Here is a 19,689-nt window from a genome sequence, read left to right as displayed (position 1 = left end):
CATTTATAATAAAGGTATATTAGGAACCTCTGCTACGCATATGTTATCGGATGTGTGGCGGAATGATGACCTTGTAAGGCCTTTGTTCCGGGTGAGGCTGGGATTGGAGAGTATTCAATGCAATTAGATGAACAGATGAAATGCTGGAATCATGCCGCTATTAAGGTTCTGGATATACGCCGAATCGTTATGGAGGCAGGGGCACAACTGAGTTCCTACACACTTCCGGCCAATGGTTTTATATATACAATACGAGGATCGGCTGTGCTTAAGTTGAATGGACAAACATACAAGGCAGAGCGGTTCTACATGCTTCATGGGGCCAAAGGATCTTCACTGGATATCCAAACCAACGAAGATTTCGAATATATTCTGCTCTATTACAGAGCATTCCTTGCCTTTCCCAGTTATCGTAAAAAGTGGTTATTGGCAAAGCCGGAAGTTGCACCGTTCTCTTTGCAATATGGATTTACGCCAAGTAGTCCGCTGGGGTTGTTACGTTACCTTGATGAGCTTGAGGGTGCATGGATTCACTCTGGCAGTCTGGATCTGCTTCATACAAAAAGTTTATTTTACCAATTCATTCATGAAATGATGGTTCAGTTGGCAGATCAGGAGATCAAAACAGAGTTTGCTGACCCGGTGAAACAAACACTTCGTTATATACAGAAGCACTATAGAGAACAGGTCACGCTTGATTTCCTTGCTGAACAATTCAACTACAGCTCCCGACATTTATCTATGCAATTCAAACGACAGACGGGTTACAGTCCCATTGATTATTTAATTCAGACTCGAATCGCCAAGGCTCGGAATTTGCTTGTACGATCTGATGCAACGCTGAGTGAAATTGCAGCAGAAGTGGGTTATTCGGATGTGTACTATTTTAGTCGTATCTTCAAAAAACATGTGGGGATCTCTCCGATTCAGTATCAACAAAAGATAAGAGAAGAAGCGAGAGCAGAGGATCGTCCATTGGTAATCTCTGAATCGTCCATTGGCCGAAGATGGAAGTCGGGATATATTGATTATGAGAATCATTATCAATATATAGACGGAGGGTCTACACCAATGAAAAGAAGAAAAACAAGTTCCAGTATGATTATGGTTGCATTATTGAGCATAACGATGCTCCTCGCAGCCTGCTCTTCAGGTACAGCGACAACACCAGCAGCTGGCGAAGGAACGGGTGCCAGTTCCAATAACAGCAGTACGGCAGTATCATCAGACACAGGAAGCCAGACGAACAAAGACAATGAAACACGCACGGTCTCGACGGTTAAGGGTGACGTAGTTGTTCCAGCGAATCCAAAACGGGTTGTTGTATTGTATCTCCAGGGGGATGTCGTCGCACTTGGAGTTAAGCCAATCGCTACCTCAGATGTATATGACGGAGCTGCATACAAGAGTGAGCTAGAGGGTGTAAATGCATTGGGTACCTGGTTTGAACCGAATCCTGAAGCTGTCATTGATCTTGATCCGGATCTGATCATTGTTCCTTCAGAAGAGACGTATACGTTATTAAAAGATATTGCACCTACGGTATATATTCCGTATGAGAAATTGACTACAGAAGAGAGACTTCATGATATAGCAAGTATCTTTGGCAAAGAGCAGGAAGCCGAGACGTTAATCACCAATCTCAATAACAAAGTTGAAGAGAGTAAGAAAACTCTTGCAGATGCAGGCATACTGGACAAAACAATCTCCATTGTGGAGGGCGGTTTGAAAGGTATGGTTATTGTAGAGAGCAAACAATTTGGCCGTGGATCTCAGGCGGTATATGAGTACTTGGGAATGAAAGCACCTGAAGTCGTACAGAAAAAAATCGACGTGGTTTCGGACGCGGCAGGCTCCACGATCTCCATGGAAGTCCTTCCTGAATATATCGGAGACTATGTGTTTCGCTCGGTATATGAAGGGGCAGATAATTTGACGGATAATCCAATATGGAGCAGTATCCCTGCCATCAAGGAAGGTCGTCTGATTGAGATTGATTTCGATTTCTTCTATTATTCGGATATCTATTCAATTAATAAACAACTTGATTTTGTCGTTGAAAAGCTGTTGGCGGCTCCAAGAGCGCAATAGTAAAGAGAATGTGTTCATAGAATTTTTGTACAAGAAATGTTTGTTTTTTAGCCATTGTATTTTGATAAGATTACCATTACACTAGGATTTAAGTGATAATGAGAATCGATATCAAATACTCGATGTTCTGGATCGAATTAACGGAGGTATTTTTAATATGAATCAGCAGTTGGAACTTTATGATGTAACCATTATCGGCGGTGGCCCTGCGGGCATGTACTCTGCCTTTTATAGCGGCATGCGGGATATGAAGACCAAGTTGATTGAGGCACGTGACAGATTGGGCGGTCGCATGCTCTTTTATCCGGAGAAAATGATCTGGGATGTCGGGGGTGTGACGCCAATTCTGTGTGAAGATCTGATCAAACAATTGGAAGAACAGGCAAGAACTTTTGAGCCAACCCTCGTATTTGAACAACAGATCGAAGGATTCGAGCGTCAACCTGATGGCACAATTCTGTTAACTTCTGCAACAGGTGAGCAACACTGGACACGGACCGTCATTATGGCAATCGGATATGGCATATATAAAATGGCCAAGTTGGAGCTTGAAGGTGCAGACCGTTACGAAGTTAGCAATCTGCACTATACCGTGCAGGAACTGGAGCCATTCCGTGGTAAACGTGTGCTGATTTCAGGTGGAGGCGACTCTGCTGTGGACTGGGCGAATGAACTGGAAGCCCTGGCAGAGCAAGTTACGGTTGTGCATCGTCGTGACCGTTTTGGCGGGTTGGAGCGTAATGTACTGCGTATGAGAGAATCCTCTGTAGATGTCCGTACACCTTACGCGGTAGAGACACTACATAGTATGAGTGGTGATGTGATTGAACAGGTGACCATCTCACACGTGGACACAGGTGAAACTGAACTGCTTGAAGTCGATGCTGTCATTGTAAACCACGGCATGAAGAGTGACTTTGGTCCAATCCGGGATTGGGGACTTGATCTTGGCGAATGGCATGTCACTACAACGGAGAGATTACAAACCAATATTCCTGGTGTTTTTGCCGCAGGTGATTTTGTAGATTATGGTAGCAAACTGTACCTGATTGCGGGTACTTTCACTGATGCAGCCCTAGCGGTAAACAGTGCGAAGCTTTACATGGACCCTGAAGCGGAGAAAGTGGCTTATGTTTCTTCCCATAACAGCCGCTTTAAGGAGAAAAATAAAGCTCTTGGTGTTGTAGAAGAATAAATGTATACATTTGGATACGAGTAAGATGACTTCGGGTTAATCCCGAAGTCATCTTTTTTTGCATAAAATGGGTAATAAGAAGGCATAATTTCAACAGATACAATGGTTGCCGAATTGAATATACACTACCAAATGTCTATAATAAGCCTGAGAAACTGTAGAATAACAACAAGTTATTGATAACTAGATCAGAGTGGAGTGCAGCGTATGAAAAAGGGATCACAGCCACAACGAGGTTTCGCCTTCATCCAGCGATGGTTCAAACGATCTGATAAAAAAAAGATCAAATGGTCTGAAATATATCTCGCACTTGCTGGTGCCCTTCATCGCTTGTTGGTTGAAGGGCGGCGTGAACGTTCAGCATCCAAACGGCTTCATCAGGACTTGCCAATTAACGTGTTGGGCGAAATGAAGCTAGAGCCAGGGGATATTGTGTACACGCCAAGCTCGGAATCGACATATTATGCCGGGCATATGGGCATTATCGGTCTCGACGGCAAGGTGTATCATGTGCACCCTTATGGGCCTGTTTTTGCTGATTCATTAGAGTGGTATCTCACGCGGTTTTATGAAGGAGATCGTTTCATTGTATTCCGCTCCAGATTGAATGAGGCAGGAATGAAAGCAGCCGGGTGGGTACATGACCATTACAAGCAGGTAAAATTCTACCGTTTGCAGACCAATCTGCGCAGTATTGAGCGTAATTACTGCTCCAAGTTTATATATCAGGCCTATCAGTTCACATCGGGACTGGATCTGTGGAGTCGCAAATTTACCCGAATGAATCAGGGTTATATCTATCCATTTCGAATAGAGCGCTCATCAGAGCTGGACGTTCTGGGAACTTTTTATAAATAAGGCTGGAACCGACTAAAATACTGTTCTTCCGAAAATAAGGAGAGCAGGTTCTGTCGGTTTTTTTTATACGTGTAGAGATTAAAAACAGGAAAAACGCTCAAAACGTCGAATAGATTATGAGATAGGCACGCACAACTTGGAATCGTATACATAAAAAAAGGCGAGATAATTTTTAGCCCACAGCAAAAAAATGACTACGAAGTAGACGAACAAGAAAGAGTGAAGCGAGATGAAATGGCCGGGCTTCTTACAACGATTCCGACCGAACAAAAACGTGGTTAAGCTATCGGACTATATCCCAAAAAAGGAAAGGAGGCACTACTGTTCCATATGCAAGAAAAACGTTAAATCGGTCGTGCATTATGCGGCACCACAGGGAAATGTTTCAGGTGTATGCAGTTCTTGTAAGTCTTTGGCGGATGAACGTGGAATGTTTCCCATTTAATAAGAAGAGATGCGCTCAGGAAATAAGAATTTTTTGATTTATGCGCGTTTTTGTAGTACATTAGCAAATGTATTCGAAGGAGGATTCTAATGTACTCAGGTAGACAAGACGATACTTTATACATCATGACCTACACCTTAAACAGCGGTATCAAGGGTACGGTTCCACTGTCTAATAAGCAGATTATTGAGTGGCTGGATTGCTACAGAAATGAGAAGCGCTTCGTGACCGAAATCGGCAAGGAGTTTTTTGGATTGAATGCAGGATTGGTAGCAGACTTCAAGGTTCAAAATCATTTATCGGATTATCAGCAGACCATTATGCCTACACAGCAGCAGGATAACCTGGAACGCTTGTCCAGTGCTTATAAATCAACCGAGTTATTAATGAAGATTGATTGTAAATGTGGCACGGCTTATGTGACGGAATCCCCATACAAGCGCACAAAATGGTACTGTACAAAGTGTAAAGAGATTGTATTTTTGGATGCCAAAAAAGGAATGGTGGAAACGTCGCGTGGTGACGCTTACTACATGACCAACAAATATTTTGTTTCCCGGGACTAGCGGGAAGTGACTCTGGAAGCATCGCTGCGAAGCGGTGCTTTTTTGTGCGAATGTTTGCTCTATAACAAAAAAAGCCCCAAGGGGCCTTTTTGGAAGATATCTAAGATCTTTTAGGAATTACGATGAGCATTCAACTTTGTGAGGAGGAATGAAGCAGCAACGACAGCGTGGCTCGTAAGCTTCTGAATCGCCAATCATGACAACCGGACCCAAGGTAACGGGCTCCCCATTGACGATACGTTGCGTAAAGGCTGCATCCGGGCTGCCACATACCGCACAGAAAGCCGAGAGTTTCTCAATGTCATCTGCCATGGCAAGCAAACCGCCGACATATCCAAATTCCTTACCACGGTAATCCATATTAAGTCCGTCCACAATGACATGTTTGCCACAATACGCTAACTCCGAGACAAGTTCCATAATGGCACTGCTGAAAAATTGTACTTCATCAAATGCAACAACATCAGCATCTATGGTTTGGTTCAAGATCATTTCTACGGATTCCGGGGTTAATTGCCGGGGAATGGAATGGGCAGGGAGTCGATAACCAATTCGGCTTACGATCTCGTCCTGGGCAAACCGATCATCCTCGGCTGGTTTGTAGGCCACAACCTTTTTACGGCCAAATTGTATTAATTTCTGACAACGGCGAATGAGTTCACCGGATTTTTCACTGAACATGGGTCCAGTAATTACGGTAATACGTCCTGTTTGCACGGTGCTGCTACTCCTCTCACATACGGGATTCAACAAAAAAAGCGACCTTTACAGAGTACCACAAAATCTTTGGAAAGAGCCAGAACTAATCTGCGCAGCTTTGTGTTACTATATGGATTGTTAAGGTATTGGTTACGGCAGCTAATTAACAGGAGTTGTGAAAAGAGGTGTTTAGTATGAGTGAAGCATTAACATCCCTGCAAGTGCAATATGAAAGTCTGAAAGAACAGGGATCTCTGGATGAAGCGGCGCAGGCATTATTTGCAGAACTGTTCGCAGAAGCGGAGAGACTGCGGGCAAGTAACTTGACCTTGCGTAGAACGATCTTGAAATCTTCTTCCAAAGAATCACGTATGTCTACCAAACTGCGGGATGCCTTATACGAATGACCCGGAGATTACTCCGGGTCCTCTTCTGTCTTTAATTTGCGAGGGAATAGAATACCTGCTGTAATTCTGGCAATCATGGCAAAGGTAAGCCCAATGCCGGCAAACATGTAAATCACGGTAAAGGCTTTGCCGAATCCGGTGGATGGCACAAATTCAGGATGTCCCACCGTAGTCAGGGTAACTGCACAGAAGTATAACGCATCGATCCAGTGCAGACCTTCAACACGAGTGTAAAATAAAGTGCCTGACAGCAACGTTGCTGCCGTTAACGCGAACAGAGCCAGAAACTTGGGGTCTTTGAACGCATGGAAAATGCCTTTGAGCAATCGTTGTAACGTGATTAGAAATGATACCATGATGATCCATCCTGTCTATGTAAAGTAGGCGGTGTGTTGTATAAACACACAAAAAGCCCGGACTCATGGAGTCCTTCCGGGCGTCTCTGCTTTTTCGGGTACACTTTTGGACCGGAAACGGGGACCTACATAATTACGCTTGCGGTCACGGAACAGGATCCAGCCTCCCAGAAAACTCATACCTGCGGCAAAAAGGACAAGTCCACCGCCAAAGGAAAGCCACTGGAACCCTGGTGAAATCAGTTCGTTCCCGTGCTCGGCATAATATAGGAACAGGGCATCTTTCATCATCAGAAAACCCTTCATTGCCATTAACCCGGGGATGACCAGAACAACAATTGCCAAAAATCGCGCAAAGACCAATCTTGTATTCATGAGCATTATACCCTTTCTGCCAAAGTCGACATTAAATAAAGGTTACGCTTACAGATCATACCTGATTCCATCATAGCTTGGAATGCATAGGCTGTCCATGTGTGATTGCTTCAAACTTTGAGTTGACCGCTCAAGGAGAGTACAATGGCATATAGAGGGTATAAGCTAAACCATGATTTAAGCCATCATAAATTATATTGAAATTTGATTCATAGAGGAGAGCATGAGAGATGCCAATTACATGTGATGTTGCAATTCTTGGAGGAGGAACCGGTGGATATGTAGCCGCGATCCGGGCTGCACAGCTGGGAAAACAGGTCGTTATCATTGAGAAGGACAAGCTTGGCGGAACCTGTCTGCATCGTGGCTGTATTCCGAGTAAAGCTTTGCTGAAAAGTGCTGAAGTATACGCCGAGATCCAGGAGAGCGAGACGTATGGTATCGAGACCGCTGGAGCCACACTTGTATTTCCCAAAGTACAGGCGCGCAAGGATGCAATTGTCGAACAGCTCCATCAAGGCGTTCAATATTTGATGAAAAAAAATAAGATCCAAGTTGTACACGCGAAAGGTCGCGTCATCGGACCTTCCATCTTCTCCCCGCAGAGCGGAGCGGTCGCTGTAGAGTTTGAAGATGGAGAGATGGATACGGTAGTTCCAACCAATCTCATCATTGCTACTGGTTCGCGTCCTCGTGTGTTGCCGGGCCTGGAACCGGACGGCAAATTCATAATGAGCAGCGACGAAGCCCTGCGTATGGATGAACTTCCTGCATCACTCATCATTGTCGGTGGGGGTGTGATTGGACTGGAGTGGGCATCCATGCTGAATGACTTTGGCGTAGACATCATAGTAGTAGAAGCAGCTGCTCACGTGTTGCCTGCCGAGGATGAGGATGTTGCCAGAGAAATGCAGCGATTGCTCGGCAAACGAGGTGTTCGTTTCCTGACAGGTGCCACTGTTCTAACGGAAACATATAACACGGATCAAGAGGGCATCCAGATTGATGTGCAGCTTGGTGAAGATAAGCAGGAAACGCTGAGAGCGGAGAAAATGCTCGTGTCGGTTGGACGTCAGGCTAATGTCGAAAATATCGGACTCGAAAATACAGATATCAAACTGGAGCGTGGGTTCATCGCTGTGAACAAACAGTTACAGACCGGTGAAGGACACATCTACGCCATTGGTGACTGTATCGGCGGTTTGCAGCTTGCACATGCCGCAAGTCATGAAGGCATTCTCGCTGTTGATCATCTGGCGGGCGAAACGATACATGCTGTAGAATCCCACCGTATCCCGCGCTGTGTGTACACACGTCCGGAAGCAGCAAGCATCGGATTCACCGAGCGTGAAGCCAAAGAACGTGGCTATGACATTAAAACAGGGAAGTTCCCATTTTCGGCCATTGGCAAATCACTTATTCACGGAAGTCGGGATGGATTCGTGAAGGTGATTGCAGATGCCAAGACGAATGATATATTGGGGGTACATATGATTGGCACCCATGTAACGGAATTAATTGCTGAGGCTTCTCTGGCTCAGATGCTGGATGCCACACCTTGGGAAGTCGGACAAACCATTCATCCGCACCCTTCTCTGTCGGAAATCATGGGTGAAGCCATGTTGGCGGTCGATGGAAAGGCCATTGGGATGTAATCCAAACAAGCTTATGAGAAAGGTCCTTTCCTTTTTTGGGTAAAAGGGATTATAATAAGGTTAAGCCAAGTCTTAGTACCAGGTTATAAGATCGGGTAGTAAGTATGGCACAGGCTCTGATTAAAAGGAGGTACCTCATATGAGTTCACAAGGTACTGCAGACGCGGTCCACCGGCATCAACAGCTGGGACTTAGCGATGGTGAAGTATTGGATATGTACAAATACATGCTGCTCGCGCGCAAGTTTGACGAGCGTTGCTTGCTCTTGCAACGGGCTGGCAAAATTAACTTTCACGTATCCGGTGTAGGACAGGAAGCTGCGCAAGTAGGCGCTGCTTTTGGTCTGGATCGGGATCACGATTATTATTTACCTTATTACCGCGATTACGGCTTTGTACTGGCGGTAGGCATGACTCCGCGTGAGTTGATGCTGTCTGCTTTTGCGAAGGCAGAAGATCCGAATAGTGGCGGTCGGCAAATGCCGGGTCACTTCGGTCACAAAAAGCTGCGGATTGTGACGGGTTCCAGCCCGGTTACAACACAGGTTCCGCACGCTGTTGGATTTGCACTGGCTGCCAAAATGAAGAAGCAAGAATTTGTCTCTTTTGTTACCTTTGGCGAAGGATCAAGCAATCAGGGTGACTTCCATGAGGGCGCCAACTTTGCAGGTGTGCATAAATTGCCTGTCATTATTATGTGTGAGAACAATCAATATGCAATTTCGGTACCGATTCACAAACAGTTGAGCGGCAAAATATCCGATCGAGCACAAGGATACGGGTTCCCCGGACTGCGTGTAGATGGTAACGATGCATTAGAAGTATATGCCGCAGTGAAGGAAGCGCGTCGCCGTGCCATAGCCGGGGAAGGCCCGACACTGATTGAAGCGATGATGTATCGGTTGTCACCTCATTCCACCTCCGACAATGATCTGGCTTACCGGACCAAAGAGGAAGTTGAGGAGAACTGGAAGAAAGATGGCGTTCCTCGGATGAAGAACTACTTGATCGATTGCGGCATCTGGGACGAAGCCCGGGATGCGGACCTGGCTTCCCAGCTTGCGCTGGAAATGAAAGAAGCAACTGAATATGCAGACAACGCGCCATATCCTAAACCTGAGGACACTCTTACGCACGTTTATGCGGACAGCGAAGAAGGGGGACGGTAAGTATGGCAGTAATGGAATATATTGATGCAATCCGTCTCGCGATGAAAGAAGAGATGGAACGGGATGAGAATGTTTTTATCCTTGGTGAAGACGTAGGTCTCAAAGGTGGTGTGTTTACCACAACTAAAGGGCTGCAAGATCAGTTTGGCGAAATGCGAGTGATGGACACACCATTGTCTGAATCCGCTATTGCTGGGGTTGCCATTGGTGCAGCAATGTATGGCATGAAGCCGATTGCCGAGATGCAATATTCGGACTTCATGCTGCCGGCAACCAACCAGATCATTAGTGAAGCGGCCAAGATCCGCTATCGTTCCAACAATGACTGGAGCTGTCCGATTGTTATACGCGCGCCGATTGGTGGCGGGATCTTCGGTGGGTTGTATCACTCCCAATGTCCGGAGTCGATTTTCTTTGGTACACCTGGTCTGAAAATTATAGCTCCCTACTCGGCATACGATGCTAAGGGACTGCTCAAGGCCGCTATTCGCGACCCGGACCCGGTACTCTTTTTTGAAAATAAAAAATGCTACAAACTTATCAAGGAAGATGTGCCTGAAGATGATTACATCGTTCCGATTGGTAAAGCCAACGTACTTCGTGAGGGTGCGGATATTACGGTGATCGGTTACAGTCAGCCGTTACATTTTGTCATGCAGGCTGCTGAGGAGCTGGAGCGTGAAGAAGGCATTACCGCACACGTTCTGGATCTTCGCACATTGCAACCGTTGGATCGTGAAGCGATTATTGCTTCCGCTCGTCTGACAGGTAAGGTGCTGATTGTACACGAAGATAACAAAACCGGTGGTGTAGGTGCCGAAGTTGCCGCTATTATTAGTGAGGAATGTCTATTTGATCTGGATGCACCGATTCAGCGTCTCTGCGGACCTGACGTGCCGGCCATGCCAATTAGCCCAACATTGGAGAAATTCTACATGCTGAGCAAGGACAAAGCCAAAGCAGCAATGCGTACACTTGCCGAGTTTTAATTTCGTTTTTTGGATCGTTTAAAAGTAAAGTTTGGAGTGATAATCAAATGGCTGAACGTATGAAATGGATCGAGGTCATTATGCCGCAGTTGGCGGAATCGCTGGTCTCGGCTACCATAGGAAAATGGTTGAAAAAACCGGGCGACCGTGTGGAACAGTACGAGCCGATCTGTGAAGTAATCACTGATAAAGTTAATGCCGAGATTCCATCCACTGTGGATGGAATTATGGGTGACCTTTTGGTGGAAGAGGGCACAACGATTGCTGTTGGTGAAGCAATCTGCCGCATGCAGGTCGCAGCTTCGGACGAAGAAGCGGCTGAGCAAGTAACACAAGTATCGCAGCAACAGGAGCAAGTGCAGCAACATACGAGCCACACTCCTGTTGCCGCCTCAAATACAGCAGCACATGACCCCAACCAGCCGATGCGCAATCGGTATTCCCCGGCAGTGCAATCCTTGGCAGCAGAGCATGGCTTGAACTTGCAAAGCATCCAAGGCACTGGGGCCGGTGGTCGTATTACCCGCAAAGATGTGCTGGCATTTGTTGCACAGGGAGGTAACGCGGCTGGAACGTCTGCGTCTGCACAAGCATCATCTGCAGCAGTACAGCATACACCTTCTGGTGTGCCGTCTGCTTCTCCATTCAGCGGAGTGAATCGTGGAAATGGAGAAATGGGTTTAACCGCTGGAGAAGCGATCTCAGCGTCCGATGCAGGTGTTCCTGTGAGACATTCAGGCATTCATTTAACCGAAAGTCCGAAAATTCCACAGATCGAAGTAGAGGGTGGCGGCCAAGGAAGATCGGAGTATTTCATCGATGTTACCCCTGTGCGTAATGCCATTGCCCGGAATATGCGTCAAAGCGTATCGGAAATCCCGCATGCATGGACAATGATCGAAGTGGACGTAACAAACCTTGTGATGCTGCGCAATAAACTCAAGGATGAGTTCAAGCGTAAGGAAGGTATCAACCTGACATACCTGTCCTTCATGATGAAGGGAGTCGTTAATGCGATCAAAGACTTCCCAATCATGAACTCGGTATGGGCAGTGGACAAAATTATCGTCAAACGGGACATTAACTTGTCCATGGCGGTAGGAACCGAAGACTCCGTACTTACACCCGTAATCAAACATGCCGATCAGCGAAATATCGCAGGTCTGGCCCGTGAAGTGGATGAGCTGGCTCGCAAAACGCGTGAGGGTACGTTGAAGCTGGACCATATGCAAGGTGGTACGTTCACGGTGAACAACACAGGTTCATTTGGTTCGATCCTGTCCCAGCCAATTATTAACTACCCGCAGGCAGCGATTCTTACATTCGAGTCGATTGTCAAGAAACCTGTGGTTATTAATGATATGATCGCTGTTCGCTCGATGGCTAACCTGTGTCTGTCGCTGGATCACCGAATCCTGGATGGTGTAATTAGCGGACGTTTCTTGCAACGTGTCAAAGAAAACCTTGAAGGATATACCATGGAGACCAAGGTGTATTAAGTAAATAGTTGTCGGGGAAGTGTATGTGCCGGAGGCCGTGCACTTTTCCTGCTGTCTACGGACAGGTGCTCAATTGTACACTGAACCTGAAGCAGAAGGGTGTGGGGAATCATGAGCAAGCCGCTGGATGTTGCATACATACCAATGCTTGATTATGAAGAGGCTTGGAACCGCCAGAAAGCGATTGTGCAGCGATTGGACGAGGGCGAGGGAGCGGAGCAGATGCTTCTTTTACAGCATCCCCCAACGTATACGATCGGCTCACAGAATCATCCGGAGCATCTACTTCTCAGTCCGGAAGAGTTGCGAGAGCAAGGGATTTCCTTGTTTCAAATTGACCGTGGCGGTGATATTACTTATCATGGCCCGGGCCAGTTGGTAGGTTACCCGTTATTGATTCTTGGTCGGGATGAAGACCTGGATCTGCACGGCTATTTACGGAAACTTGAGCAGGTACTTATGGATTATCTCGCAGACCAGGGCATTGAAGCCGGACGCAAAGAAGGTTACACGGGTGTGTGGATTGGCGATATGAAGATTGCTGCAATTGGCATCAAGTTTAATCGTTGCAAACACCGCCGCGGTTTTGTAACCAGTCACGGGTTTGCTTTTAACATCAGCTCAGGCATTCAACATGCAGGTTTTCAGGGGATTGTTCCTTGTGGGATAGAGCAGTATGGCGTTACCTCACTGGAGGATATAACGGGTAAGTCCTATACAGTGGAGCAGGTTGCGCAGGAAATTGTTCCGTACTTTAATCGTATTTTTCCATATAAAATTAATTGGGTCACGGAAAAAGAAGCCCTTCAACGTCTGTAAACAGTTCGTCAAAAGGCTTCAGGGGGTGCTATCCGAACAGCAACGGTTCGAGAGCTATGAAAAGGGTGGACCCGATCATGGCAATCAGCATGAGATAGATGATGATTTTGAACCATTTCTTTTTTTGCATGATGAGAGAACTCCTTTCAACATAAAGTGTGTGTTCAAAAAGACTGGTTTTCAGTACCAAGAAGATGGGATGAAGCTAGAAATGGAGTAGCGGAGCGTAGGGAAAACTACGTGAGCAACGGACATTTCGGCTGAATTCCATATTCGATGCTGATGATGCCGCGAGGCATCCTTCGTAATCAAAAGCGGACTTTTTGAACAACCTCATAAAGTAAACAAGCCATAGTAATTGTATTGTACCGTATCTACGAGAGGGAGGAAAGTCCTATGATTAAACAACAACGTGTTATCGATCAGTTCATGGAACTGGTGCAGATTGATAGTGAAACGAAAAATGAACAGAACATCTCGAAGGTGTTAAAAGAACAGTTTGCAGAGCTTGGTCTTCATGTCTATGAGGATGATACCATGGAGCAAACCGGACATGGCGCAGGAAACCTCGTCATTACCTGGGAAGCCGAAGGAACTGAAGGGGTTGCACCGATCTTTTTCACATGTCATATGGACACCGTGACGCCGGGACAGGGAATCAAGCCTGAACTGGGTGAAGATGGCTGGATCAGCAGCGATGGAACAACGATCCTGGGAGCAGATGACAAAGCAGGGATTGCGGCATTGTTTGAAGCGATTCGTGTGATCCAGGAAAACAACATTCCACATGGTAAAATTCAATTTGTCATTACGGTCGGCGAAGAGTCTGGCCTGGTGGGCGCACGTGCAATGAATCCGAAGGATATCGATGCCGAGTTCGGTTATGCGCTGGATTCTAATGGAGCTGTAGGCACGATCTGTGTTGCTGCACCAGCCAGAGCTGAAATTCAAATGAGCATCTATGGTAAGTCTGCCCATGCGGGCGTGAACCCGGAAGACGGGATCAGCGCCATTCAGGTTGCAGCCAAAGCGATTGCTGCGATGACACTGGGCAGAATTGATGATGAGACGACAGCGAACATCGGTAAATTCCAGGGTGGATCAGCACTCAACGTGGTATGTGACTTTGTACAGCTTGAAGCGGAGGCTCGCAGTATTGTGCAGGAGAAAGTTGAATTGCAGGTTGCACAGATGCGTGACGCGTTGGAAACAACATGTCGCAAATACGGTGCAACAGCTGAATTCAGAAGTGAGATCCTTTACCCTGCATTTGGTTTCCATGATGAACACGAAGTTGTACAGCTTGCGCAGCGTGCCATCCGCAGTATTGGGCTGGAGACAAGTACGTTTGCTTCCGGTGGTGGCAGTGATGCCAATATCTTTAACGGATTCGACATTCCAACAGTGAATCTGGCGGTAGGGTATGAGGATATCCATACAACCAAAGAACGTATTCGTGCCGAAGACATTGTGAAGTTATCCCAAGTGGTAGTGGCTATTATTCAGGAAACGGCAGCTGACAAGAAATAATATACAGCACATGTTACCTCACATGTTGTTAGACAAAAGTCCGAACCCAGTCTATCTGTATCGGATTCGGACTTTTTGTGAATTCATGTTATATTTCAAGGGAGAAGACTCGTTAATTTAGGGTCAAATTGAATCAATGGATGAATGGATCGATGACCCATTCATTTGCGTCCAGCGAGCAGATCGACTAATTTGGCATCCGGGCCCCACTCGCGCAACCATTGTTTGAGTATGAGCTGTACTTGCCGGGCTTGTCCTACCACGTGTACGGATTGAGGCGTCATATAACTGTTCATCGAAAGTCCCCCTGATTCGTTTATATTTGCTGTGAGAGTTCTATACGCTCACCTTATGCCCAAAATCAGAGATATATACATTAGCCGAATATATAATCCTACGATATGGAGTTGAAGAACCAATGAAACCAAACCAATCTGCCCAATCCATCCACGCAGCGCAACCTGCCAATCCAAAGCTGGATGAAGTGACCGTATCCACCAAGCCGATCTTCGAGGGAAAAGTGATTTCACTTCAGGTCGATACGGTAAAGCTACCAAACGGACAAACGGCTACACGTGAGATTATCCGGCATCCTGGTGCTGTAGCTGTACTTGCACTAAACGGGGATCGCATGCTTGTTGTGGATCAGTATCGTCAGGCAATGGGACGCACCGAAGTGGAGATTCCTGCGGGGAAACTGGACCCGGGAGAAGAGCCGGAGGTGGCCGCAGCACGTGAATTGCGAGAAGAGACGGGATTTGTGGCCAAGTCGTTGCGTCATTTGCGTTCGTTCTACACGTCACCGGGGTTCGCAGATGAGATCATTCATCTATACATCGCTGAAGAGTTGGAAGCAGGGGACATGGCGCTGGACGAAGATGAATACCTTGAAGTTGCCGAAATAACTCTGGAGGAAGCCTACGCTCTCATGGATGAGAATCGGATTAGTGATGCCAAAACGATGATGGCTGTATACGCGTGGGACCTCTACAGAACGACGGGACGATTCTAGGCATGCAAGACCAACTGGAAACGTCCACGACGTGGGAGCCCTGTTATACAGACCTGCATATTCACATCGGACGAACCTCTCGCGGTGAGGCCGTTAAAATCAGCGGCAGTCGCGATCTGACATTTGAGAATATTGCTCGGGAAGCATCGGATCGCAAAGGAATTCATTTGCTTGGTGTTATTGATTGTCATTCTCCGGTTGTACAGCTGGATATTGAGCAATTGCTGGAGAGTGGTACCATGTCCGAGATTGAGGGCGGCGGCATTGCCTATCAGGACACCACCATTCTGCTGGGTACAGAGATTGAGCTGCGCGAGCCTGGAATGCGTGAGTTCCATATACTGGCGTACTTCCGTGATCTGAAAACGATGAAGTCCTTCACGGACTGGATGAAACGTTATATGAAAAATGTGAATCTCAGTTCTCAGCGGGTATACGTGCCCGCTCTAGAGATGCAAGCCGAGATTAAGGCACGTGGTGGGCTTATTGTACCTGCACATGTGTTTACACCGCATAAAGGCATCTATGGCAGTACGGCGCCCCGTATGGGCGATGTATTGGATACTAGTCTCGTGGATGCGGTAGAGCTAGGCTTAAGCTCGGACTCATCCATGGCCAGTTATATTCGGGAGTTGGATCATGTACCGTTTCTGACCAATTCGGATGCCCATTCTCTCGGTAAGATTGGACGGGAGTATAATGAACTGCAAGTGGCTGCACCTTCTTTTGATGAATTCCGCATGGCACTTCAAGGAGAAGCCGGCAGGAAAATTGCTGCCAATTATGGACTGAATCCAAGGCTGGGCAAATACCACCGTACTTACTGTGCCGCATGTGGCAGCATAATGGACGAGCAGGCGATGTCAGCAGAGCGTTGTCCGCACTGTGGCAGTCTGAAGCTGGTGCAGGGGGTGCTGGATCGCATTCTGGCAATCTCTGATCGGGAGAGTCCTCATGTTCCTGCAAACAGACCGGCCTATCATTATCAGGTACCACTGGAGTTCATCCCCGGACTTGGCAAAGCCAAACTGCGCCAGCTACTGGAACATTTTGGTACAGAAATGAACGTACTTCATCGCACGCGTGAGGAAGAGCTTGCTGCGGTTGTTGGACCTGTGCTGGCAGGCCTGATTGTGGCTGCACGGAACGGACAACTGGAGTTGTCCTCCGGTGGTGGCGGCACGTACGGTAAAGTTGCTGTTCAGCAAAGAGCTACGGAGTGACCCGTGTAAAAATTTTGTAGTTCAACTCATATAGCTTTTGCTTTACAGAGGTCCAATCTGGACAAGAAGTCATACAGGTGCATTCCGGTTCATAAGAATGACTATGAGGATGTAACTGAGAATCCTTGCAGCATGATACTGGAAAGGGGACTCGTACCTGTATGCGCTCTTCCTACTTTACATTTAAAGGTCAGACTTCGTTATATGTATTCGTGGCTGTCTTGTTTCTGGTCGGCGTCATTTTTGGCGCGCTCATGGTCAACGCATTGTCTCTTGAGCAACGTCAGGATCTGGAGGGTTATCTCGGCAATTTCTTCATGACCGTGCAGCACAGTGCACAAGTGACTGAGACCGGGGCATATTGGGACATTGCCATGCTCCATCTGAAATGGGTGGGTCTGATCTTTATTCTGGGTTTATCCGTTGTTGGACTGCCCGGTATACTGGTTCTGGATTTTTTGAAAGGTGTGCTCATTGGATTCACAGTGGGGTACCTTGTTGGACAGTATTCCTGGAAAGGGCTGCTGTTTGCACTGGTGTCCGTGGCACCGCATAATCTATTTGTCATACCGATCCTCCTGATCTGCAGTGTGGCGGCGATGACGTTCTCGTTATACATCATTCGCAATCGTGTTTTGATGCAGCGAACACCTGGTCGACAAAGGCCTTTTGCTTCATATATAGTGTTAACTTTGGTTATGGCTGCACTGCTGCTCGGCGTGGCGTCTTTTGAAACATGGGTTACACCTGCGATGATGCGTTGGGTCACGCCAATGTTACTACCGGCCTAACGTGTACCGTATAGTGTAAAATGTTGACTTTAATTACGCACTCCCCCTATAATGAAAAGAGTGGGTTAAGTTGCAGTGTGCAGTGATTTCCTAGGGGGAGGGAGAAAATGGAAGCACGGATTGATAAAATTAAGCAGCAACTACAGTCCCAAGGATATAAATTAACGCCCCAGCGGGAAGCCACCTTAAGAGTACTTCTTGAGAATGAAGAAGATCATCTGAGCGCAGAAGATGTATTCATGCTCGTTAAAGAAAAGGCTCCCGAAATCGGTCTGGCAACCGTGTACCGTACCCTCGAACTGCTGAGTGAGCTGCATGTTGTAGAGAAAATCAACTTCGGCGACGGTGTAGCGCGTTATGATCTGCGCGGAGATACATCCAAGCATCACCATCATCACTTAATCTGTGTTCAATGCGGAAGTATGGATGAAATACGTGAAGACTGGCTTGGACCGCTTGAAGAGCGTTTGGAGCGGGAATTCAACTTTTCGGTAGTAGATCACCGACTGGACTTTCATGGAATTTGTTATCGTTGCAAAGCTAAAAATGAACAGAAACCCAAAGATGAAGAATAACATAGCATATCTTCAAGCTCTCACCGGCGGTTTTGACGGGAGAGCTTTTTTGGCACCGGACATGATCTGGAGTTTCCCCCGAATGGCATAAACCTGTGTTAATGGACATACCCTGATTCAAGGACAATACCGGATTCGAATCAGGAGGGGACGCGCCCATGATTATATCAGTGCGGAGAGGGCTCCGTTTTATTCGATTTATCATAGTTTTTGCCGCATTAGTTTATCTGTTCTATCATGTTCTGGATCTTTTTAATGGCTGGGTCTCACCTGTGGATCAGTATCAGATGCCAACTGGCAATGCAATCAAAGTATTTCAGGAAACGGATTGGCCGGGTAATGGAGAAGGACGTCCTACGATGGCAGAGCGTCTCCGTTTGTTCTATTGGTACGGGGAGTAGCTTCGAACAGCCAGGGATGCAAATACGGGAGCAGTCTGCCAGAGCGGCAGATCTGTCAGTTGAGGAGCGTTGTACATGAAACAGACGATACACGCCTATGCCTTATACTTGGAAGATGATAAAGGGATGTCGAGCAGCACGCTTGAATCGTATCTCCGAGACGTGGACAAGTTCATTGAATTTGCTGATAAGGAATATGGCATACGCGAAGCCGATCAGGTCAGACGCACACATGTCGTCCTGTTTGCAGGTCAGCTCAAACAGGCAGGACGTGCCAATGCAACCATTGCCCGCAGCATCGTATCTCTGCGCTCCTACTTTCATTTTTTGATGCGGCGGGGTGATATTATACAGGACCCTACGTTTGATGTGGAAGCTCCCAAGGCGGACAAAACGCCTCCACAGGTGTTAAGTATCCAGGAGATCGAACAACTGCTGACAGCGCCTGATATTCGTTCACCGCAGGGTGTGAGAGATCAAGCGATGCTTGAACTGTTATATGCTACAGGCATTCGGGTCTCGGAATTGATTGCCCTTGACATTCGGGATGTACAGCCAGGCATGCGTTTTATACGATGCGGTGGGGCGGGCAAGGAACGCATCCTTCCCATCGGTGCACCAGCTGCACATTGGGCAAGTGTATATGTGGAGGAATTCCGCAACAAGTTGCTCAAAACCGATTCGGACGAGCAGGCACTATTCGTGAATGTATCTGGTAGACGTTTAACCCGGCAGGGCTTCTGGAAGCTGCTCAAAAAAGCGGCGGTGGACGCAGGAATCTCGGAAGAAATTACGCCGCATACGCTGCGTCATTCCTTTGCAGCACACCTGATTGCCAATGGGGCGGATACACGTGCGGTTCAAGACATGCTGGGTCACGTGGAGCAGCCTGGACAACAATATGGCAATCATGGTCGCAAAACCATGAAAGAAATCTATGAAACCCATCATCCGAGGGCAAGATAGATTTTGACGCATGGCATTCACAAATAAATGCGGAACATTGGGCCGATTTAGGATAAAATAAATTGAATA

At 47.0% G+C, this 19,689-nt stretch carries 22 protein-coding genes; 17 read left to right on the top strand and 5 right to left on the bottom strand.

The window, feature by feature from the left end:
* Positions 1–117: 117 nt before the first annotated feature.
* From MHB43_RS21090 to MHB43_RS21075, 4 genes are all read left to right on the top strand, one after another.
* The gene (locus MHB43_RS21090) at positions 118–2,091 is read left to right on the top strand and encodes a helix-turn-helix domain-containing protein (RefSeq protein ID WP_339177608.1); all 1,974 of its coding nucleotides are present in this window, start codon (positions 118–120) and stop codon (positions 2,089–2,091) included.
* A 157-nt stretch (positions 2,092–2,248) separates the two neighbouring features.
* Positions 2,249–3,286: an NAD(P)/FAD-dependent oxidoreductase gene (locus MHB43_RS21085; protein ID WP_017687612.1), complete on the top strand. Its 1,038-nt coding sequence runs from the start codon at positions 2,249–2,251 to the stop codon at positions 3,284–3,286.
* Positions 3,287–3,493: 207 nt separating this feature from the next.
* On the top strand, positions 3,494–4,144 hold the full coding sequence (locus MHB43_RS21080) for a hypothetical protein (protein WP_339177605.1): 651 nt from the start codon (positions 3,494–3,496) through the stop codon (positions 4,142–4,144).
* Positions 4,145–4,678: 534 nt separating this feature from the next.
* Positions 4,679–5,155: a hypothetical protein gene (locus MHB43_RS21075; RefSeq protein ID WP_017687614.1), complete on the top strand. Its 477-nt coding sequence runs from the start codon at positions 4,679–4,681 to the stop codon at positions 5,153–5,155.
* 117 nt (positions 5,156–5,272) lie between these two features.
* On the opposite strand, the gene MHB43_RS21070 is transcribed toward MHB43_RS21075, so the two are convergent.
* Positions 5,273–5,872 (bottom strand): thymidine kinase, encoded by a 600-nt coding sequence (locus MHB43_RS21070; protein ID WP_062835251.1) that lies wholly within the window; start codon positions 5,870–5,872, stop codon positions 5,273–5,275.
* A 176-nt stretch (positions 5,873–6,048) separates the two neighbouring features.
* Here MHB43_RS21070 and MHB43_RS21065 point away from each other — a divergent pair, with 176 nt between their 5' ends.
* Positions 6,049–6,261 carry a hypothetical protein gene (locus MHB43_RS21065; RefSeq protein WP_237174563.1) on the top strand — a complete coding sequence of 71 codons (213 nt, stop codon included), beginning with the start codon at positions 6,049–6,051 and terminating at the stop codon, positions 6,259–6,261.
* Between the two features lie 8 nt (positions 6,262–6,269).
* On the opposite strand, the gene MHB43_RS21060 is transcribed toward MHB43_RS21065, so the two are convergent.
* Positions 6,270–6,617 carry a potassium channel family protein gene (locus MHB43_RS21060; protein ID WP_339177600.1) on the bottom strand — a complete coding sequence of 116 codons (348 nt, stop codon included), beginning with the start codon at positions 6,615–6,617 and terminating at the stop codon, positions 6,270–6,272.
* A 63-nt stretch (positions 6,618–6,680) separates the two neighbouring features.
* Complete coding sequence (locus MHB43_RS21055) at positions 6,681–6,998, bottom strand: DUF2627 domain-containing protein (RefSeq protein ID WP_017687618.1); 318 nt, start codon at positions 6,996–6,998, stop codon at positions 6,681–6,683.
* A gap of 224 nt (positions 6,999–7,222) precedes the next feature.
* On the opposite strand from MHB43_RS21055, the gene lpdA reads away from it, so the two are divergent.
* The 5 genes from lpdA to lipB all read left to right on the top strand — a co-directional run bounded on the left by lpdA (position 7,223) and on the right by lipB (position 13,122).
* Positions 7,223–8,647, top strand: a complete 1,425-nt coding sequence (lpdA, locus tag MHB43_RS21050; RefSeq protein WP_339304842.1) for a dihydrolipoyl dehydrogenase — start codon at positions 7,223–7,225, stop codon at positions 8,645–8,647.
* A gap of 139 nt (positions 8,648–8,786) precedes the next feature.
* Complete coding sequence (locus MHB43_RS21045) at positions 8,787–9,815, top strand: thiamine pyrophosphate-dependent dehydrogenase E1 component subunit alpha (RefSeq protein WP_017687620.1); 1,029 nt, start codon at positions 8,787–8,789, stop codon at positions 9,813–9,815.
* Between the two features lie 2 nt (positions 9,816–9,817).
* The gene (locus MHB43_RS21040; RefSeq protein WP_339177594.1) at positions 9,818–10,804 is read left to right on the top strand and encodes an alpha-ketoacid dehydrogenase subunit beta; all 987 of its coding nucleotides are present in this window, start codon (positions 9,818–9,820) and stop codon (positions 10,802–10,804) included.
* A gap of 47 nt (positions 10,805–10,851) precedes the next feature.
* The gene (locus tag MHB43_RS21035) at positions 10,852–12,303 is read left to right on the top strand and encodes a dihydrolipoamide acetyltransferase family protein (RefSeq protein ID WP_221822099.1); all 1,452 of its coding nucleotides are present in this window, start codon (positions 10,852–10,854) and stop codon (positions 12,301–12,303) included.
* Positions 12,304–12,414: 111 nt separating this feature from the next.
* Positions 12,415–13,122 carry a lipoyl(octanoyl) transferase LipB gene (gene lipB / locus MHB43_RS21030; protein WP_221822097.1) on the top strand — a complete coding sequence of 236 codons (708 nt, stop codon included), beginning with the start codon at positions 12,415–12,417 and terminating at the stop codon, positions 13,120–13,122.
* 28 nt (positions 13,123–13,150) lie between these two features.
* On the opposite strand, the gene prli42 is transcribed toward lipB, so the two are convergent.
* The gene (prli42, locus tag MHB43_RS21025; RefSeq protein WP_017687624.1) at positions 13,151–13,252 is read right to left on the bottom strand and encodes a stressosome-associated protein Prli42; all 102 of its coding nucleotides are present in this window, start codon (positions 13,250–13,252) and stop codon (positions 13,151–13,153) included.
* Positions 13,253–13,518: 266 nt separating this feature from the next.
* Here prli42 and MHB43_RS21020 point away from each other — a divergent pair, with 266 nt between their 5' ends.
* Positions 13,519–14,652 carry a M20/M25/M40 family metallo-hydrolase gene (locus tag MHB43_RS21020; RefSeq protein WP_221822095.1) on the top strand — a complete coding sequence of 378 codons (1,134 nt, stop codon included), beginning with the start codon at positions 13,519–13,521 and terminating at the stop codon, positions 14,650–14,652.
* A gap of 161 nt (positions 14,653–14,813) precedes the next feature.
* Here the strand turns inward: MHB43_RS21020 and MHB43_RS21015 are convergent, their stop codons facing one another.
* The gene (locus MHB43_RS21015; protein ID WP_091028853.1) at positions 14,814–14,948 is read right to left on the bottom strand and encodes a Z-ring formation inhibitor MciZ; all 135 of its coding nucleotides are present in this window, start codon (positions 14,946–14,948) and stop codon (positions 14,814–14,816) included.
* A gap of 122 nt (positions 14,949–15,070) precedes the next feature.
* On the opposite strand from MHB43_RS21015, the gene MHB43_RS21010 reads away from it, so the two are divergent.
* The 6 genes from MHB43_RS21010 (at position 15,071) to MHB43_RS20985 (ending at position 19,620) form a co-directional block, all read left to right on the top strand.
* Positions 15,071–15,664, top strand: coding sequence for an NUDIX domain-containing protein (locus MHB43_RS21010; RefSeq protein ID WP_405117923.1), 594 nt, complete (start codon positions 15,071–15,073; stop codon positions 15,662–15,664).
* A gap of 2 nt (positions 15,665–15,666) precedes the next feature.
* Positions 15,667–16,887: an endonuclease Q family protein gene (locus tag MHB43_RS21005; protein WP_339177583.1), complete on the top strand. Its 1,221-nt coding sequence runs from the start codon at positions 15,667–15,669 to the stop codon at positions 16,885–16,887.
* 161 nt (positions 16,888–17,048) lie between these two features.
* Positions 17,049–17,678: a stage II sporulation protein M gene (gene spoIIM / locus MHB43_RS21000; protein ID WP_017687629.1), complete on the top strand. Its 630-nt coding sequence runs from the start codon at positions 17,049–17,051 to the stop codon at positions 17,676–17,678.
* A gap of 107 nt (positions 17,679–17,785) precedes the next feature.
* Positions 17,786–18,253: a Fur family transcriptional regulator gene (locus tag MHB43_RS20995; RefSeq protein ID WP_036607866.1), complete on the top strand. Its 468-nt coding sequence runs from the start codon at positions 17,786–17,788 to the stop codon at positions 18,251–18,253.
* 158 nt (positions 18,254–18,411) lie between these two features.
* The gene (locus MHB43_RS20990; protein ID WP_339177580.1) at positions 18,412–18,654 is read left to right on the top strand and encodes a DUF4227 family protein; all 243 of its coding nucleotides are present in this window, start codon (positions 18,412–18,414) and stop codon (positions 18,652–18,654) included.
* 75 nt (positions 18,655–18,729) lie between these two features.
* Positions 18,730–19,620, top strand: a complete 891-nt coding sequence (locus tag MHB43_RS20985; RefSeq protein ID WP_339177577.1) for a tyrosine recombinase — start codon at positions 18,730–18,732, stop codon at positions 19,618–19,620.
* The last annotated feature ends 69 nt before the right edge of the window (positions 19,621–19,689 follow it).

This window comes from Paenibacillus sp. FSL H8-0317 (genome assembly GCF_045040685.1).
GTDB lineage: Bacteria > Bacillota > Bacilli > Paenibacillales > Paenibacillaceae > Paenibacillus.
The sequence above is the reverse complement of the archived record's forward strand: the minus strand, read 5'-3'. Positions and strand labels throughout refer to the sequence as shown.